Source organism: Streptomyces sp. NPDC002680, from assembly GCF_042889145.1.
Taxonomy (GTDB): domain Bacteria; phylum Actinomycetota; class Actinomycetes; order Streptomycetales; family Streptomycetaceae; genus Streptomyces; species Streptomyces adonidis.
This window is the reverse complement of record NZ_JBIAQP010000002.1, coordinates 384,693-398,997: the sequence shown is the minus strand read 5'-3', so window position 1 is coordinate 398,997 and position 14,305 is coordinate 384,693. Positions and strand designations below refer to the sequence as shown.

At 68.9% G+C, this 14,305-nt stretch carries 15 protein-coding genes, 1 tRNA gene and 1 pseudogene; 7 read left to right on the top strand and 10 right to left on the bottom strand.

Annotation, left to right across the window (positions count from 1 at the left end; translation table 11 throughout):
* Positions 1-14: 14 nt before the first annotated feature.
* From thrB to ACFYXF_RS08360, 6 genes are all read right to left on the bottom strand, one after another.
* Entirely contained in the window at positions 15-944 is a 930-nt protein-coding gene (thrB, locus tag ACFYXF_RS08385; RefSeq protein ID WP_389348779.1) for a homoserine kinase, read from the bottom strand.
* A gap of 298 nt (positions 945-1,242) precedes the next feature.
* Positions 1,243-2,301, bottom strand: a complete 1,059-nt coding sequence (gene thrC, locus ACFYXF_RS08380; RefSeq protein WP_389348778.1) for a threonine synthase — start codon at positions 2,299-2,301, stop codon at positions 1,243-1,245.
* Between the two features lie 6 nt (positions 2,302-2,307).
* Positions 2,308-3,600 carry a homoserine dehydrogenase gene (locus ACFYXF_RS08375; RefSeq protein ID WP_389349008.1) on the bottom strand — a complete coding sequence of 431 codons (1,293 nt, stop codon included), beginning with the start codon at positions 3,598-3,600 and terminating at the stop codon, positions 2,308-2,310.
* A gap of 158 nt (positions 3,601-3,758) precedes the next feature.
* A complete protein-coding gene (gene lysA, locus ACFYXF_RS08370; protein WP_389348777.1) occupies positions 3,759-5,150 on the bottom strand; it encodes a diaminopimelate decarboxylase in 1,392 nt (463 codons plus the stop codon).
* Positions 5,151-5,207: 57 nt separating this feature from the next.
* Complete coding sequence (gene nrtL / locus ACFYXF_RS08365) at positions 5,208-6,221, bottom strand: ArgS-related anticodon-binding protein NrtL (RefSeq protein WP_389348776.1); 1,014 nt, start codon at positions 6,219-6,221, stop codon at positions 5,208-5,210.
* 169 nt (positions 6,222-6,390) lie between these two features.
* On the bottom strand, positions 6,391-6,903 hold the full coding sequence (locus ACFYXF_RS08360; RefSeq protein WP_389349007.1) for a response regulator: 513 nt from the start codon (positions 6,901-6,903) through the stop codon (positions 6,391-6,393).
* 115 nt (positions 6,904-7,018) lie between these two features.
* On the opposite strand from ACFYXF_RS08360, the gene ACFYXF_RS08355 reads away from it, so the two are divergent.
* A tRNA-Arg gene (locus tag ACFYXF_RS08355) sits at positions 7,019-7,090 on the top strand.
* A 203-nt stretch (positions 7,091-7,293) separates the two neighbouring features.
* Here ACFYXF_RS08355 and ACFYXF_RS08350 read toward each other — a convergent pair.
* On the bottom strand, positions 7,294-8,100 hold the full coding sequence (locus ACFYXF_RS08350; protein WP_389348775.1) for a hypothetical protein: 807 nt from the start codon (positions 8,098-8,100) through the stop codon (positions 7,294-7,296).
* Between the two features lie 26 nt (positions 8,101-8,126).
* Positions 8,127-8,270, bottom strand: a pseudogene (locus tag ACFYXF_RS08345) (site-specific integrase); the annotation flags it as partial.
* Between the two features lie 116 nt (positions 8,271-8,386).
* On the opposite strand from ACFYXF_RS08345, the gene ACFYXF_RS08340 reads away from it, so the two are divergent.
* The 3 genes from ACFYXF_RS08340 (at position 8,387) to ACFYXF_RS08330 (ending at position 10,533) form a co-directional block, all read left to right on the top strand.
* Positions 8,387-8,650 carry a CopG family transcriptional regulator gene (locus tag ACFYXF_RS08340; protein WP_389348774.1) on the top strand — a complete coding sequence of 88 codons (264 nt, stop codon included), beginning with the start codon at positions 8,387-8,389 and terminating at the stop codon, positions 8,648-8,650.
* Positions 8,647-9,060, top strand: a complete 414-nt coding sequence (locus tag ACFYXF_RS08335; protein WP_389348773.1) for a DNA-binding protein — start codon at positions 8,647-8,649, stop codon at positions 9,058-9,060. The genes ACFYXF_RS08340 and ACFYXF_RS08335 overlap by 4 nt, the downstream gene beginning before the upstream one ends.
* Before the next feature lie 522 nt (positions 9,061-9,582).
* On the top strand, positions 9,583-10,533 hold the full coding sequence (locus ACFYXF_RS08330; protein ID WP_389348772.1) for a serine protein kinase RIO: 951 nt from the start codon (positions 9,583-9,585) through the stop codon (positions 10,531-10,533).
* A 17-nt stretch (positions 10,534-10,550) separates the two neighbouring features.
* Here the strand turns inward: ACFYXF_RS08330 and ACFYXF_RS08325 are convergent, their stop codons facing one another.
* A complete protein-coding gene (locus tag ACFYXF_RS08325; RefSeq protein WP_389348771.1) occupies positions 10,551-11,420 on the bottom strand; it encodes a helix-turn-helix transcriptional regulator in 870 nt (289 codons plus the stop codon).
* Positions 11,421-11,566: 146 nt separating this feature from the next.
* On the opposite strand from ACFYXF_RS08325, the gene ACFYXF_RS08320 reads away from it, so the two are divergent.
* The 3 genes from ACFYXF_RS08320 to ACFYXF_RS08310 all read left to right on the top strand — a co-directional run bounded on the left by ACFYXF_RS08320 (position 11,567) and on the right by ACFYXF_RS08310 (position 13,453).
* On the top strand, positions 11,567-11,929 hold the full coding sequence (locus tag ACFYXF_RS08320) for an SDR family NAD(P)-dependent oxidoreductase (RefSeq protein ID WP_389348770.1): 363 nt from the start codon (positions 11,567-11,569) through the stop codon (positions 11,927-11,929).
* Positions 11,930-11,955: 26 nt separating this feature from the next.
* Positions 11,956-12,249: a hypothetical protein gene (locus ACFYXF_RS08315; protein ID WP_389348769.1), complete on the top strand. Its 294-nt coding sequence runs from the start codon at positions 11,956-11,958 to the stop codon at positions 12,247-12,249.
* 205 nt (positions 12,250-12,454) lie between these two features.
* Positions 12,455-13,453, top strand: a complete 999-nt coding sequence (locus tag ACFYXF_RS08310; RefSeq protein WP_389348768.1) for an aldo/keto reductase — start codon at positions 12,455-12,457, stop codon at positions 13,451-13,453.
* A 26-nt stretch (positions 13,454-13,479) separates the two neighbouring features.
* On the opposite strand, the gene ACFYXF_RS08305 is transcribed toward ACFYXF_RS08310, so the two are convergent.
* Positions 13,480-14,265 carry a DUF1963 domain-containing protein gene (locus ACFYXF_RS08305; RefSeq protein WP_389348767.1) on the bottom strand — a complete coding sequence of 262 codons (786 nt, stop codon included), beginning with the start codon at positions 14,263-14,265 and terminating at the stop codon, positions 13,480-13,482.
* Positions 14,266-14,305: the final 40 nt, after the last annotated feature.

Sequence of the window (14,305 nt, the reverse complement as noted above, 5' to 3'; positions counted from 1 at the left end):
GTCACGGCGTTGATTCAGCTCTCCCCGGGTGCCGCGAGCGGCAGGACACTCGCACCCCGGGCGTCGAGCCCGAGCCGGTTGGCGGCCCAGCCCTCGCCCGCCAGCCGGGAGACCTTGTCGGCCGTCGCCTCGTCGGCCAGCGCCAGGACCGTGGGCCCGGCGCCGGAGATCACCGCGGGGATACCGTCGGCCCGCAGCCGCTCCACCAGCGCCGCGCTCTCCGGCATGGCGGGCGCGCGGTACTCCTGGTGCAGCCGGTCCTCGGTGGCCGGCAGCAAGAACTCAGGACGCCTGGTCAGCGCCTCGACGAGCAGACCGGCACGCCCCGCGTTGGTCGCGGCGTCGACGTGCGGGACGGTGCGCGGCAGGAGACCGCGCGCGGTCTCGGTCAGCACCGGCTTCCCGGGCACGAAAACCACCGGAACGATGGAACCGTGGGGCTCCATCCTGATCGCCCGGGCGGCTCCGGCCTCCATCCAGGAGAGCGTGAACCCGCCGAGGAGACAGGCCGCGACGTTGTCGGGGTGGCCCTCGATCTCGGTGGCGAGTTCGAGCAGCGCCTCGTCGTCGAGCCGACTGTCGCCGCCTATGGTGACGGCCCGCGCGGCGACGATGCCGGCGCAGATGGCGGCCGAGGACGACCCGAGTCCCCGCCCGTGCGGAATGCGGTTGGCGCACACGATCTCCAGGCCGCGCGGCTGTCCGCCCAGCAGGTCGAAGGCGGTGCGCAGGGACCGTACGAGGAGGTGGTTCTCGTCGCGCGGGAGGGTCTCGCTGCCCTCACCCGCGATGTCGATGTGCAGCCCGGAGTCGGCCACCCGGACGACCACGTCGTCGTACAACCCCAGCGACAGGCCCAGGGCGTCGAAGCCCGGACCGAGATTGGCGCTGGTGGCGGGGACGCGCACCCGGACGGCGGCGGCGCGGAACGCTGGACCGGCCATCGCTCGATGACTCTCCTTGAGCTGCGATTTCGTCGAGGACATGCGATACGACACTGGAAAACGGCTACTGAAATACGGCTGAGGACCTGCACGGAGACCCTCAGACCGCTGGGACGACGCGGCGCCGTGCCATGTGCCGGGGCATATGCGGCGGGCGGGTTCACCCCAGCTTATCGAAGGAAGGTTCTGTGGCGACATAGGGCGCACAGGAGGCGCACGATGCGTGTCGTAAGCCCCCTGTGCACCCGCCGTAGGGACTACGTAGGGAGTACCCCGGTTCGGATGGTCAGTACCCGGTCTACGCGAGTCCGAGTCGCTCGGCGGCGGTCGCGGCGTCCACCGGCACGACGACCGGCTTCGGTGCGCCCTCGGTGGCCCAGCCCGGGTCCTTCAGGCCGTTGCCGGTGACCGTGCAGACGATGGTCTGGCCCGGGTCGACCTTGCCCTGCTCGGCCAGCTTCAGCAGTCCGGCGACGGACGCGGCGGACGCCGGCTCGACGAAAACACCCTCCTGCGCGGCCAACAGCCGGTAGGCGCGCAGGATCTCACGGTCCGTCACCTCGTCGATGAGACCGCCCGAGTCGTCGCGCGCGGCCAGCGCCTGCTTCCAGGAGGCAGGGTTGCCGATCCGGATCGCGGTGGCGAGCGTCGAGGGGTCCTTGACGACCTCGCCGCGCACGATCGGGGCACTGCCGGACGCCTGGAACCCCCACATGCGCGGGGTGCGCCGGGCGATGCCGTCGGCGGCGTACTCGGTGTAGCCCTTCCAGTACGCGGTGATGTTGCCCGCGTTGCCGACCGGCAGGACGTGGATGTCGGGCGCGTCGCCGAGCATGTCGACGATCTCGAAGGCGGCCGTCTTCTGCCCCTCGATACGCACCGGGTTGACCGAATTCACCAGCGCCACCGGGTAGTTGTCGCTGAGCGACCGGGCGAGGGTGAGGCAGTCGTCGAAGTTGCCGTCGACCTGGAGGATCTTGGCGCCGTGGACCAGCGCCTGCCCCATCTTGCCGAGGGCGATCTTGCCCTGCGGCACGAGGACGGCCGAGACCATGCCCGCGCGCACGGCGTAGGCGGCCGCGGAGGCAGAGGTGTTGCCCGTAGAGGCACAAATGACAGCCTTGGCCCCCTCTTCCTTCGCGCGCGTGATGGCCATGGTCATACCGCGGTCCTTGAAGGACCCGGTCGGGTTGGCACCCTCCACCTTGAGGTGGACCTCGCAGCCCGTGCGCTCGGAGAGCACCTGCGCGGGGACGAGGGGCGTGCCGCCCTCGCGGAGCGTCACGACCGGCGTGCTGTCGGAGACGGGCAGCCGGTCCCGGTACTCCTCGATGATTCCGCGCCACTGGTGGGTCATTGCTGGTTACTCTCCTTCAACCCGCATGATGCTGGCGACACCCCGCACGGTGTCGAGCTTGCGCAACGCCTCGACGGTTCCGCCCAGGGCGGCGTCGGACGCACGATGGGTGACGACGACGAGGGATGCCTCGCCGTCCTTGCCCGTCTGCCGAACCGTATCGATGGAAACCCCGTGCTCGGCGAACACGGTGGCCACCTGGGCGAGAACACCCGGTTTGTCGGCGACGTCGAGGCTGATGTGGTAGCGCGTGACGACATCGCCCATGCCCGACACGGGCAACGCGGCGTACGCCGACTCGCCGGGCCCGGTGGCCCCGTTCAGCCGGTTGCGGCACACGGCGACGAGGTCACCGAGGACGGCGGACGCGGTCGGCGCACCGCCGGCACCGGGCCCGTAGAACATCAGCTGTCCGGAGGCGTCGGACTCGACGAACACGGCGTTGTAGGCGCCGCGCACGGAGGCCAGCGGGTGCGTCAGCGGAATCATGGCCGGATGCACGCGCGCGGTGACGGACTGCCCGTCCCCGGCCCGCTCGCAGATGGCGAGCAGCTTGATGGTGCAGCCCATGTTCCTGGCGGAGGCGAAGTCGGAGGCGGTGACCTCGGTCATGCCCTCGCGGTAGACGTCGTCGAGCCGCACGCGCGTGTGGAAGGCGATTCCGGCGAGGATGGCGGCCTTGGCAGCGGCGTCGAAGCCTTCGACGTCGGCGGTGGGGTCGGCCTCGGCGTAACCCAGGGCGGTGGCCTCGTCGAGGGCTTCTTGGTAACCCGCCCCCGTGCTGTCCATCTTGTCGAGGATGAAGTTGGTAGTGCCGTTGACGATCCCGAGCACGCGATTCACCTTGTCCCCGGCGAGGGACTCACGCAGCGGCCGGATGAGAGGAATCGCACCGGCGACGGCGGCCTCGTAGTACAGGTCGGCGTCGTGGTCCTCGGCGGCGGCGTGGAGGGCGGCGCCGTCCTGGGCGAGGAGGGCCTTGTTGGCGGAGACGACGGACGCCCCGTGCTCGAAGGCGGCGGTGATGAGGGACCGAGCGGGCTCGATCCCGCCGATGACCTCGACAACGACATCAATGTCGCCGCGTTTGACGAGGGCGGTGGCGTCGGTGGTGACGAGGGCGGGGTCGATGCCGTCACGCACCTTGGAGGGCCGCCGCACGGCGACACCCGCAAGCTCGACGGGAGCGCCGATCCTGGCGGCGAGATCGTCGGCGTGCGTCGTCATGATGCGCGCCACCTCTGAGCCGACAACCCCACAGCCCAGCAGCGCCACCTTCAGCGGACGCGTACGCATCATCCGACCTCGTTTCCTCATACCGTCTAGGTTCGACAAGTCTCACTCACCGGACTGAAGTTTCTATCCATCGTCCGGATCGTGAGATGTTTATTTCGTTTTCCGGGCGGCGGAAGACAGGAGATCTTCCGCCGCACGGTGTGCGGCGGACTGTCGCAGCCTTATCCCACGTCGAGACGCAGAAGATCCTCCTCGGTCTCCCGTCGAACAATCACACGAGCCTCCCCGTCCCGAACGGCGACGACGGGCGGCCGAAGGGCATGGTTGTAGTTACTGGCCATGGACCGGCAGTACGCACCCGTCGCCGGCACCGCGATGAGGTCACCGGGTGCCAGGTCGGCGGGCAGGAAAGCGTCCTTGACGACGATGTCCCCGCTCTCGCAGTGCTTGCCGACGACCCGCACGAGCATGGGCGCGGCCTCGGAGGTCCGGGAGACGAGAGCGACGCTGTACTCGGCGTCGTACAGCGCGGTCCGGATGTTGTCGGACATCCCGCCGTCGACGGACACGTATGTCCGCAGGCCGTCGAGGGGCTTGATGGTGCCGACCTCGTAGAGGGTGAAGGCGGTGGGCCCGACGATGGCGCGCCCGGGTTCGACAGAGATACGAGGGGTGCTGAGCCTGGCGGCTTCACACTCCCGGCTGACGATCTCGGTCAGAGCCTTGGCGATCTCGTGTGGCTCGCGGGGATCGTCGTCGCTGGTGTAGGCGATACCGAGCCCGCCCCCGAGGTCGATCTCGGGCAACTCGACCCCGTGCTCGTCACGAATGTCCTTGAGCAGCCCGACAACACGGTGAGCGGCGACCTCGAACCCGGACATGTCGAAGATCTGCGACCCGATGTGCGAGTGAATGCCGATCAGCTCAAGCCCATCGAGCTGAAGGGCCCGCCGCACGGCCTCGGCGGCCTGCCCACCGGCAAGCGGAATCCCGAACTTCTGGTCTTCATGGGCGGTGGCGATGAACTCGTGCGTATGAGCCTCGACACCGACGGTGATACGAATCTGCACGCGCTGCCGCTTGCCGAGGGACTGCGCGATGTGGGCGACGCGCACGATCTCCTGGAAGGAGTCGAGCACGATCCGCCCGACACCGGCACGAATGGCGGTCTCGATCTCGTCGACGGACTTGTTGTTGCCGTGGAAGGCGATGCGATCGGCGGGCATACCGGCGGAGAGAGCGGTGGTGAGTTCCCCACCGGAGCAGACATCCAGATTGAGCCCCTCGTCGTGCAACCACCGCACAACGGCACGCGAAAGGAACGCCTTACCGGCGTAGAAGACGTCGGCGTCGGGCCCGAAGGCGGTACGCCAGGCACGGGCACGCTCACGGAAGTCGGTCTCGTCGAGGAAATAGGCGGGAGTCCCGAACTCCTCGGCAAGCGCCGTGACCTCGACCCCTCCGACAGTGACGACACCATCGGGGCTACGGGTGACGGTGGACGCCCAGACCTTCCGATCGAGGGCGTTGAGGTCGGCGGGCGGCGCGGAGGGGTGCCCCTCGGGCAGCACATCGGCGTGACGGGGCCCGGCGGGGTGTGCGGAACGGCTCATGGCTGTGCGGCTTCCTCAGAGGTGTCAAGACATGTCAGAGGTATGGCGAGAGGCATGTCAAAGGTATTCGGGTGCGTCGATGCCGAGCAGGGACAGGCCGCCGGCCAGCACCGTCCCGGCGGCTTCGGCGAGCGCGAGCCGGGCCCGATGGGCGGCCGAGGGTTTCTCGTCGCCGAGCGGCAGCACGGTGGGCGTGAAGGCGAGCGTGGCATCGGCGACGGTGACGAGATGCCGGGCGAGCCGGTCCGGGGCGCGGTGGGTGGCGGCGCTGAGGAGGAGGCGGGGGTGGTCGGCGAGGGGGGGGAGGAGCGGGGGCTGCGCTACGTCGGTGAGGTCACCGGGGTACGCCGTGAAGCCGAGATCGGCGGCGTTGCGACCGAGGGCGCGGGTACGGGCGTAGGCGTAACGCACCCGGAAGAGGGGGTTGCTCTCGCGCTGGACGAGGTGCTCGGCGCCGATACGGGGCCGGTCGTGGGGCGCGGGGTGGAGGAGGGCCCAGCGGACGGCGTCGGGGCCGAGGGGGGTGGGGTCGTGGGGGGCCGGGGGGAGGGTGCGGAGGTCGAGGGTCTCGACGTCATGGGCAGCACTCTGTCGGCTGCCGCCGCGCTGGATGTGAACCCGGCCGCCTTGGGTGGCGACGATGCGTGCGAGGGCGTCGGCGAGGGTTTCGGCGCGGACCTCACTCTTACTGGTCAGCAGGACCGACACCACCTGCCCGGCAAGGGCGTCGCTGTGCCCGTACCGCAGGCCCTGACTTCGAATCTCCCGTACGAGGGCTGCGGGGGCGGCGCTGTCGAGGCTGATGTTGAGGAATCCGGGCCCGGTGATCTCGACGTCGCGGACACCGGGGGCGACGCTGATCCGCTCGCGCAGTACTTCGGCGACGTAGCGGGGGGTGCGGCCGGCGGGCCGGGCCAGCTGCAGGGCGATGTTCGTGGCGTAGTCCCCGGTGCCACCGGGCCCGGGCGCGGAAACGACGGCGCGTGCGGGGACGGCGACGCTGAGCTTTCCCTCGTCGACAGCACAACGTACCGCGCACAGCACGGTACGGGACAGCTCGACGGGGGTCACGGGACAAGGGTATGGGAGGAGGGGGGTGGGGGTGCGACTGGGTTTGCGGGGGTCCGGGATGTGGGCGGAGGGGGTGGGGGGTGGCCGGAGGGAGCCAGGAGGTGGCCGGGAGTGAGGAGGGGCTGGTGGAAACGGTGCCCGGACCGCCCGGGTCACCCGGACCTCCGGGTCAGCCGCTGGCGCCCCAGCCGGCGCGCTCGGCTTCGTTGGGGGCGCCGAGGGGCGGCGCGAGGGCGGTCTCGAGGGAGGCGCTGTCCCGCCCCCGCTCGGCCAACTGCCGTACGAGGCTGATGAGTTCGGCGGGATCGAAGGGCTTGGCGAGAAAGGCGTCGACGCCCACATCAAGGCCGGCCTCGACCTCGTACTGCGAACAGGCGCTGATGATGGCGAGGGGCAGGTCGCGGGTACGGGGGTCCGCGCGCAGGCGGGCGGCGGTGCGCAGACCGTCGAGCCGGGGCATCGCGACGTCGAGGGTGACGACGTCGGGGCGCACCTGATGAACGACTTCCAGACACTCGGCACCGTCAGCAGCGGTCACGACCTCGAAACCCTCCAGTTCGAGGTTGACCCTGATCAGCTGCCGGATGACCTTGTTGTCGTCCACAACAAGCACCCGGCCGGACACGCCTGGCACAAGTCGAGGGTAGGTCGAGACCGGCCACCGCGTCCGGCTTTTCCCCACTTCCACGCCCGCGGGCGGACGCCTGCCCTGTCCCCCGGGACCCTCAAAACCCGTTCCTGATCACCCCGAACGAGCTGGTAGTGTTCTACCCGTCACCGCGCAACGCGCCAGACACGCCCCCGTAGCTCAGGGGATAGAGCAACGGCCTCCGGAGCCGTGTGCGCAGGTTCGAATCCTGCCGGGGGCACCTTGTATTGGGTGCCCAAAGACCCCGCCATCAGCGCAGTAGCTGAGGACGGGGTCTTCGCGTGTGTGCGGGCAGATACCGCTGAGAGCAGCCCCATGACAGTGATCACGCTGTAATAGCGTGTTGATCTTGGGTGCTCTCTCCGCAGATCAAGCGACGTAGAAGACCTCGGTTTCGGTGGTGCCGGATGCCCCGGCACACGCTCACTCAGCGTCCAGGTCGATCCCTGACAGGTCGGGGACGACCCCGAGGAAAGCCTCTACGTCAGTCAGGCTGTCTACGCGGCCTTCGAAGACCTCGATCCGTTGTGCGAAGTCGTTCGCCAACGCGTCAAGACGCGGCTGGAGGTCAGCATGGGAGGCAACCGTGATCGCGTCGTAGTAGTCGACGTCACTGCCGATGGTCAGGTCCACGAAGACATCGGCGCCCCTGATGACCGAGGGCAGGTTTGGCCTGGACGAGCCGGACAGTGAGGCGACGAGATCCTTCAGCCGGGCGGGGCCGGGGGCAACCGCAAAGACCGTGATCTCTGAGGACGCATCCAACAGGACGGCATGCAGCAGACGAACGAGGTCTCGGGGTGTTGAGAGTTCGAACAGCCCAGCACGTTTTACGTCCTTCCAGGCATCTGGGCGGAGGCTACCGGCAGTTGAGCACCCTGGGACGAAGCCGTTGTCACGCACCGCGTGCGGGGCCTCTGCTTCGATGTCGTACTCCCAGTCGACGAGTACCGGCTCGCGTCCCAGAGTCTGTGCGGCCTCTTCTCGGTAGTAGGTAGGGATCGCGTATCGAGCCAGCCCCGCGGTGAGGCGCCAGACCAGACCGGTATAGACGGCCACCTCTTCCATATTGTTGTTGTTCACCGCGTACTCGGTGAAGGGAGTTGGCTCGGGCGGCCAGTCCTGGAACAGGCCCGGCCAGTGACGGGTCACGGCTGTTTGCGCGCCGGGAAGGTAACGGTAGACATTGATGCCCCGCTCCTTCGAGTTCTGGAAGTGAAGGGGATGCACAGCCGTAACTTAGGCCTCGTGCCGCTCTTCAGGATCCGGTCGTTCATCTCCTGCTCCTGGCCGTCGATGCACTTGGCGTAGATCTTGAGCAGCGCGTCGACCGAATGACCGGCGCAAGCAGCCACGTCCGGTGCGGAAACGCCGGAGTTGAGCCACTGCGAGACACTCGACTCATCCGCAACGCCCTGATATCCGTCGCACCCTCCGTGCGCGGGCCGGCCACGGCCCGTCCTCCGCTCTCCGCCAGCCCGACTCGACCGGGAGGATTAAAGGTAGGATAGGTAGCATGAGTGAGCCTACCGGCAAGTACTCGATCACCATGCCGCGCGATATCGCCGAAGCCGCCAAGGCCCGCAGTGGCCCCTCCGGGCTGTCTGCTTACGTCGCCGCAGCCGTCGCCCGGCAGATCGAGCGGGACAACCTCAACGAACTCATCACGGTGGCGGAGGCCGAACACGGCCCCATCACCGACGAAGAGATTCAGGCTCTGCGCGACCAACTCCACCAAGCCCGGGAGCAGCAGACCAGGGGCGGAGCGAACGCCGCGTGACCTCCTCGCCCGCGATCCCCGGTGGCACCCTGGTCCTCGACAGCGAGGGGCTGGCCAAGGCTGTCCTGCGCGACCGTACGGTCACCGGCTGGCTCGCCCTCGCCCGCGCCGACGATCTGCGGGTGATCACTTCGGCAGCCACCCTCGTGGAAGTGATTCACCCACGGATCAATCGGCCGGCCCTGGAATGGACCCTGTCTCGCCTCGTCATCGAACCGGTCACCGAGCACATCGCCCGTCACGCCGCCGCCCTCCTCGCCGACGCCGGTCTGCACGGGCACAAGTTCGCCATCGACGCCATGCTCAGCGCTACGGCGCTGGCCGCCCCCGGACCCGTCACCGTCCTCACCTCCGACCCCGAGGACCTCGCCGCGCTCTGCCGCGAGCGCGTCACCGTCATCAAGATCTGACGGGATGCCGCCTGACCGATCGAACACGGGGCCCACACCTGCATACAACCGGGCCGGCGTCGATCCAGGCGATGGCCGCTCGGCCACCGGATGGCAACAGGCAGAACCTCTGGCAGGAAGCCCGGTGCGGCAGGAGTGGCCGTCCTGGGCGTCGCGATGCAACACGTCAATGCCGCCGTTGTCGTCCTGCGGGAAGTACGAGTCTCCCATCCCGCTCCTACCGGGCGTCGGGGCCCGCTCGCCCACCGCGGATCCGGCCCGGCGACGTCCGGCCAACGGCAGCCCGAACAAGGCCTTGGACGCGCTCGGTACGGGCGAGCAAGCCTCACAACTGCGGCACCGCTGGGGCCGCTCAACACGGGCCGGGTTTATTCGGTTGCCGCTCCCCGTGGCCGTCCCTCAGCATGGGCGGACCACCGGGAGCTGCCCGGTGCTTCACGAGAGGAGGCACGACCGTGATCACGACTGTCCTCGGTCTGCCCGCAGGCCGCTTCCCTCTCGCCTCATGGAGCACCTCCAGCGATGTCTCACGACGATCTCTCGCAGCACCCTCAACACCCTCAGCACCCGGTATTTCCTGACGACTTCAGCACCGACGCCTACCGTCATCACGTCCCGCCGCCGGACGAGCTGGGTGACGTCGACGAACGGTTCGTCTTCGACTTCCGTGCCTACGACGACCTCGGCGACGGCCAGCGCTGGTCGACCTGGCTCAGTGTCGAACCCCTCTGCCGAGGCCCCGAGCCGCTGCCGGACTGGGTGGTGACCTCGCAGGGCGCGATCGACACCGAGCTCGGTGTCCTCAAGACCGGCAAGGAGGCCGACGTTCACCTCGTCGAGCGTGCCGATCCGCGCGACCCCACCGCCGGTGTGGTCATGGCGGCCAAGCGGTACCGCTCTCCCGAGCACCGGTCCTTCCACCGCTCCGCGTCCTACACCGAGGGCCGCTCGATGAAGCGCTCACGTGACGAGCGGGCCGTCAAGCGGAAGAGCACCTTCGGCCGGCAGGTCGCGGCCGGCGAGTGGGCGGTGTCCGAGTGGGGTGCGCTGGTGCGGTTCTGGGAGCTCGGGCTGCCGGTTCCCTACCCGGTCCAGATCGACGGCACCGAGATCCTGATGGAGTGGATCACCGTCGTCGACGAGGAGGGCTCCGTCCAGACCGCGCCCCGGCTTGCCCAGACCCGGCCCTCGCCCGAGCTGTTGGCGGCCTACTTCGAGCAGCTCACCGATGCGCTCGCGACGATGGTGCAGAACGGCCTCGTGCACGGCGACCTCTCGGCGTACAACATCCTGGCGGCGGGCGAGCGGCTGGTCGTCATCGACCTGCCGCAGATCGTCGACCTGGTCGGCAACCTCAACGGGATGGCCTTCCTCCAGCGCGACTGCGCCAACATCTGCGGCTGGTTCCGCTCACGGGGCCTCGATGTCGACGAACACGTGCTGTTCGCGGAGCTGATGGCTCACGCCTTCTAACGGGTTTCCGACCGGCTCTACTCCGAGTCGGTGGCGAAGGTGTCCGTGCCCAGGACCGTCAGCAGGGCGAGTTTTTCGTGGCTTTCTGTTCCTGGGGTGGCCGTGAAAATGAGGAGGGACTGGCCCTGGTCCGGCTCCAGCAGGAGTTGGCAGTAGAGGTGCAGTTCGCCTACCTGGGGGTGGATGAAGCGTTTTGTTTCGCTCCAGCGTCTGCCCACCTCGTGGCGCTCCCACAAGTGGGCGAACTCCTCGCTGGTGTCCAGGAGGAGAGCCGCCAAGTTCGCCGCCGGGGAGTCGGGGCCGTCTCGGGTGGCTGCCGTGCGCAGCAGTGCCGCGTTGGTGCGGCTGTTGTCGTCGTGTTGCTCGGGGTGGTAGCGCTCGCGGGCGGTCGGATCGGTGAACCATCGGTACGTCGCGCTGCGGGCGTTGCCCGTGTACTGGGTCTGCTCGCCGAGCAACGCCACCGCTGACGGTGTCTGCAGCAGCGTCTCTCCCAGTGGGCCCATGACCTGTGCGGTGGTGTCGGCCAAGCCGTCCATCACTCTCATCAGGCCGGGGCTCACGTGCTCAAGGCGTAGGTCACGGCGGGCCGTTCGGTAGCCCGCGAGGAGGAACAGGTGGTCGCGTTCGTCAGGGGTCAGGCGTAGGCCGCGGGCGATCGCCGCGATCATCTGCTCCGACGGTTGCGGCCCGTCGCCGCGTTCCAGGCGGGCGAAGTAGTCGGCGGACATGGTGCACAGTTCCGCCACCTCCTCGCGGCGCAGGCCCGGAGCACGTCGGCGTTGTCCGCGGCGCAAACCGACGTCCTCCGGTTGCAGCGCCGTACGACGGGTGCGCAGGAAGGCGCCGAGGGACGAGCGGTCGAACGTATGGTCCATGGTCCCCATCGTTGGGCATCCGGCGCGGCTTAACCACGACCTGCCAGTCAGTGGTTCCGCATGTCCTTCCACCGGCCGTCGTGCGGCGAGTTCACTGGCGATGCGATCACCGGTCGCCGCACGGACCACCAACCTCGCCTTACGGAGCCATGCCCATGCCCAGTTGGACCGCTCACGACCTTCCCGACCTGACCGGCCGTACGGTGGTGATCACCGGGGCCGGTCGTGGCCTCGGGCTGATCACGGCGCGTGAACTCGCTCGGGCCGGTGCCCGTGTCGTGGTGGGGGTGCGCGACACCGACAGGGGCCGCCGTGCCGTCGCCGGTCTGCCCGGCGTCTTCGACGTCCGGTCGCTCGACCTGTCGGATCTGGGCTCGGTGCGTGCCTTCGCCGACTCCTGGTCCGGTGACATCGACATCCTGGTCAACAACGCCGGCGTGATGGACATCCCCGCCGCGCGTACCGCCGACAGTCTCGATCTGCAGACCACCACCAACTACACCTGCAGCGCCGGTTGACCGCCGCCGGCAGCGGGGTGCGCTCGGTGCTCGCCAGCCCCGGCATCGCCCGTACGTCGCTGGCGGCCCAGTCCCGGTCGAACGTCATCAACCGGTTCACCTTCCTCACCAACGACCCCGAGCGCGGAGCGCTGTCGCCGCTGTACGCCGCCACCCAGGACGTGCCCGGCAACACCTACGTCGGTCCGGACGGACTCGGCGGCTTCCGGGGCTCCCCGAGCGTCCGGCGGCCGGGCCAGGCCGGACTCGACCCGGCCCTGGCCGGCCGGCTGTGGGACGCGACCGCCGATCTCGTCGGGATGGCGGTCGTCGCACGATGAGTTGCTCGGAGCGATCACCGACCTTCAGGTGTCGCGCGTACGGGGCAGTTGGTCGAGGGCGCTGATCGCTCCTTCACCTGTCGCGCGTTTCCCGACAAGCCTCACTCCCTGCACTGCCATGACCCGGCCGTCTACGTCGACACCTCACCGCGTGGGCCGACGGCCTGGTCAGGAGCCCCTACAACGACTTGGACTTGGTGGAGACATGACTCTGCAGACACACAACATCGGCCGGCACGGCCTCGTCACCTCCGTCGAAGGCCTCGGCACCATGGGCATGACCGCGATGTACGGCACCCCGGACGAGGCCGAGGCGACCAGGACCGTCCACCGGGCGGTCGAGCTGGGCGTCACGATGTTCGACACCGCCGACATGTACGGGCCCTTCAGCGGCGAGGAACTGCTCGGGCGCGCGCTGAAAGGTCACCGTGACGAACTCACCGTCGCGACGAAGGGCGGCGGCGTCACCCTCGACGAGGCCGGGAAGATCGTCGGTGGTCCCAACGGGCGCCCCGAGTACCTGCGGGCGTGCGTGGAGGGCTCGTTGCACCGGTTGGGTACCGATCACATCGACCTCTACTACCTGCACCGGGTCGACCCGGGCGTGCCGGTCGAGGAGACATTCGGTGTCCTCGCCGATCTCGTGGCGGAGGGCAAGCTGCGGTACCTCGGTATCAGCGAGGCGTCCCCGGCGAGTATCCGGGCGGCGCACGCAGTGGCCCCGCTCTCGGCGGTGCAGACCGAATACTCGCTGTTCAGCCGGAACGTCGAGGTCAACGGCGTACTCGACACGGTCCGTGAACTGGGCCTCGGTTTCGTCGCGTACGCGCCGCTCGGGCGCGGCTTCCTCACCGGGGCCGTGTCATCGGTGCACGACCTGCCGGCTCACGACTTCCGGCGTACCTCGCCGCGCTTCGCCGACGCGAACCTGGAGCGGAACCTTTCGCTGCTCGACCGGATCGTCGCCACGGCGAACACCCTCGGCGTGACGGCCGGTCAGCTCGCCCTCGCCTGGGTGCTCGCCCAGGACGGCGTCACGGCTCTCCCCGGAACGAAGCGGCGCACCTGGCTGGAGCAGAACGTCGCTGCCGCCGCCGTCGAACTCGACCCCGCGACCGTCGCCGAGTTGAGCGCCGCGATTCCGGTCGGAGCGGCGGCAGGTGACCGCTACTCGCCGATGGGCATGGCCTCCGTACAGGAGTGAGCGCGCCACCTGCACCGAACCACAGATCAGGTCTGCTGCTCGAACTGGAGGCCGTCGTACCGTCGGGCGGCTATGTCCTCCCGTGTCCCCACGATCAGGTTCATGGTGCATACGTCGTAGTCGATCGCCTGCCCGGCCAGCTGCGCGAACAGTACGAGTTCGCCCTCGTCCGGGGCCATGTCCCACGGGTCGGAGAACCCGCCGATCTGTACGCAGACGCCGGGTTGTTGTCCGCCGTAGGCCAGGTCGAGTACGGCTTCCTCGAACCGCTCCAGCGCCTCCCCGGCCTCCTCACCCTCCCCGTCCAGGAACGCCTCGGTCTCCGGGCCCCCTTCCCCGTCTCCGTCGAGGCTCAGTCCGGGCACGGCGTACAGGGTGCGTGGTTCGTAGACCGTGGTCTGCATGGGCTCGCCCTCCCATTCGTACGTCGCGACGCGCTCCGTCGTGTGTGCTCCGGCCGGGACGTGGAGCACCGCGGCCGAGTCGGGCTCGTACGAGATCTCCGAGAAGATCAACAGGTGGCCGTCGGTGGGCAGTTCGATGTCCAGGACGTCCTGGGGCAGGGCCGCGCAGTCGACGGTCAGTACGAGCGGCGATCGCCCTTCGGGCCAGTCCACCCCGTCCGGCAGTGCGGGGAGCCCGCCCGTTCGTGCGGCGGGGCGGGCGCCTTCCTGCCGGGACGGGGGCAGTTCCCGGTGCTGTACGAGGTAGACGCACGGCCGCGTCTGGGCCAGCAACTCCCTTGCGACGGGGCCGGGAACGCCGTACTCGGCGGCCGTCTTGAGAAGGAGCGCTTCGTCGATCGATGTCATGCCCGGGATCGTGCCATGGGCCACTGACAACGTGTCATGC

What these genes read in the sequence shown, in the direction of transcription:
- ACFYXF_RS08325 (WP_389348771.1), bottom strand. Translation starts at nt 11,420, where the DNA reads ATGGGGACCATGGACCATACGTTCGACCGCTCGTCCCTCGGCGCCTTC.
- ACFYXF_RS08330 (WP_389348772.1), top strand. Translation starts at nt 9,583, where the DNA reads ATGTCTCACGACGATCTCTCGCAGCACCCTCAACACCCTCAGCACCCG.
- ACFYXF_RS08375 (WP_389349008.1), bottom strand. Translation starts at nt 3,600, where the DNA reads ATGATGCGTACGCGTCCGCTGAAGGTGGCGCTGCTGGGCTGTGGGGTT.
- thrB (WP_389348779.1), bottom strand. Translation starts at nt 944, where the DNA reads ATGGCCGGTCCAGCGTTCCGCGCCGCCGCCGTCCGGGTGCGCGTCCCC.
- ACFYXF_RS08340 (WP_389348774.1), top strand. Translation starts at nt 8,387, where the DNA reads ATGAGTGAGCCTACCGGCAAGTACTCGATCACCATGCCGCGCGATATC.
- ACFYXF_RS08305 (WP_389348767.1), bottom strand. Translation starts at nt 14,265, where the DNA reads ATGACATCGATCGACGAAGCGCTCCTTCTCAAGACGGCCGCCGAGTAC.
- lysA (WP_389348777.1), bottom strand. Translation starts at nt 5,150, where the DNA reads ATGAGCCGTTCCGCACACCCCGCCGGGCCCCGTCACGCCGATGTGCTG.
- ACFYXF_RS08320 (WP_389348770.1), top strand. Translation starts at nt 11,567, where the DNA reads ATGCCCAGTTGGACCGCTCACGACCTTCCCGACCTGACCGGCCGTACG.
- ACFYXF_RS08310 (WP_389348768.1), top strand. Translation starts at nt 12,455, where the DNA reads ATGACTCTGCAGACACACAACATCGGCCGGCACGGCCTCGTCACCTCC.
- thrC (WP_389348778.1), bottom strand. Translation starts at nt 2,301, where the DNA reads ATGACCCACCAGTGGCGCGGAATCATCGAGGAGTACCGGGACCGGCTG.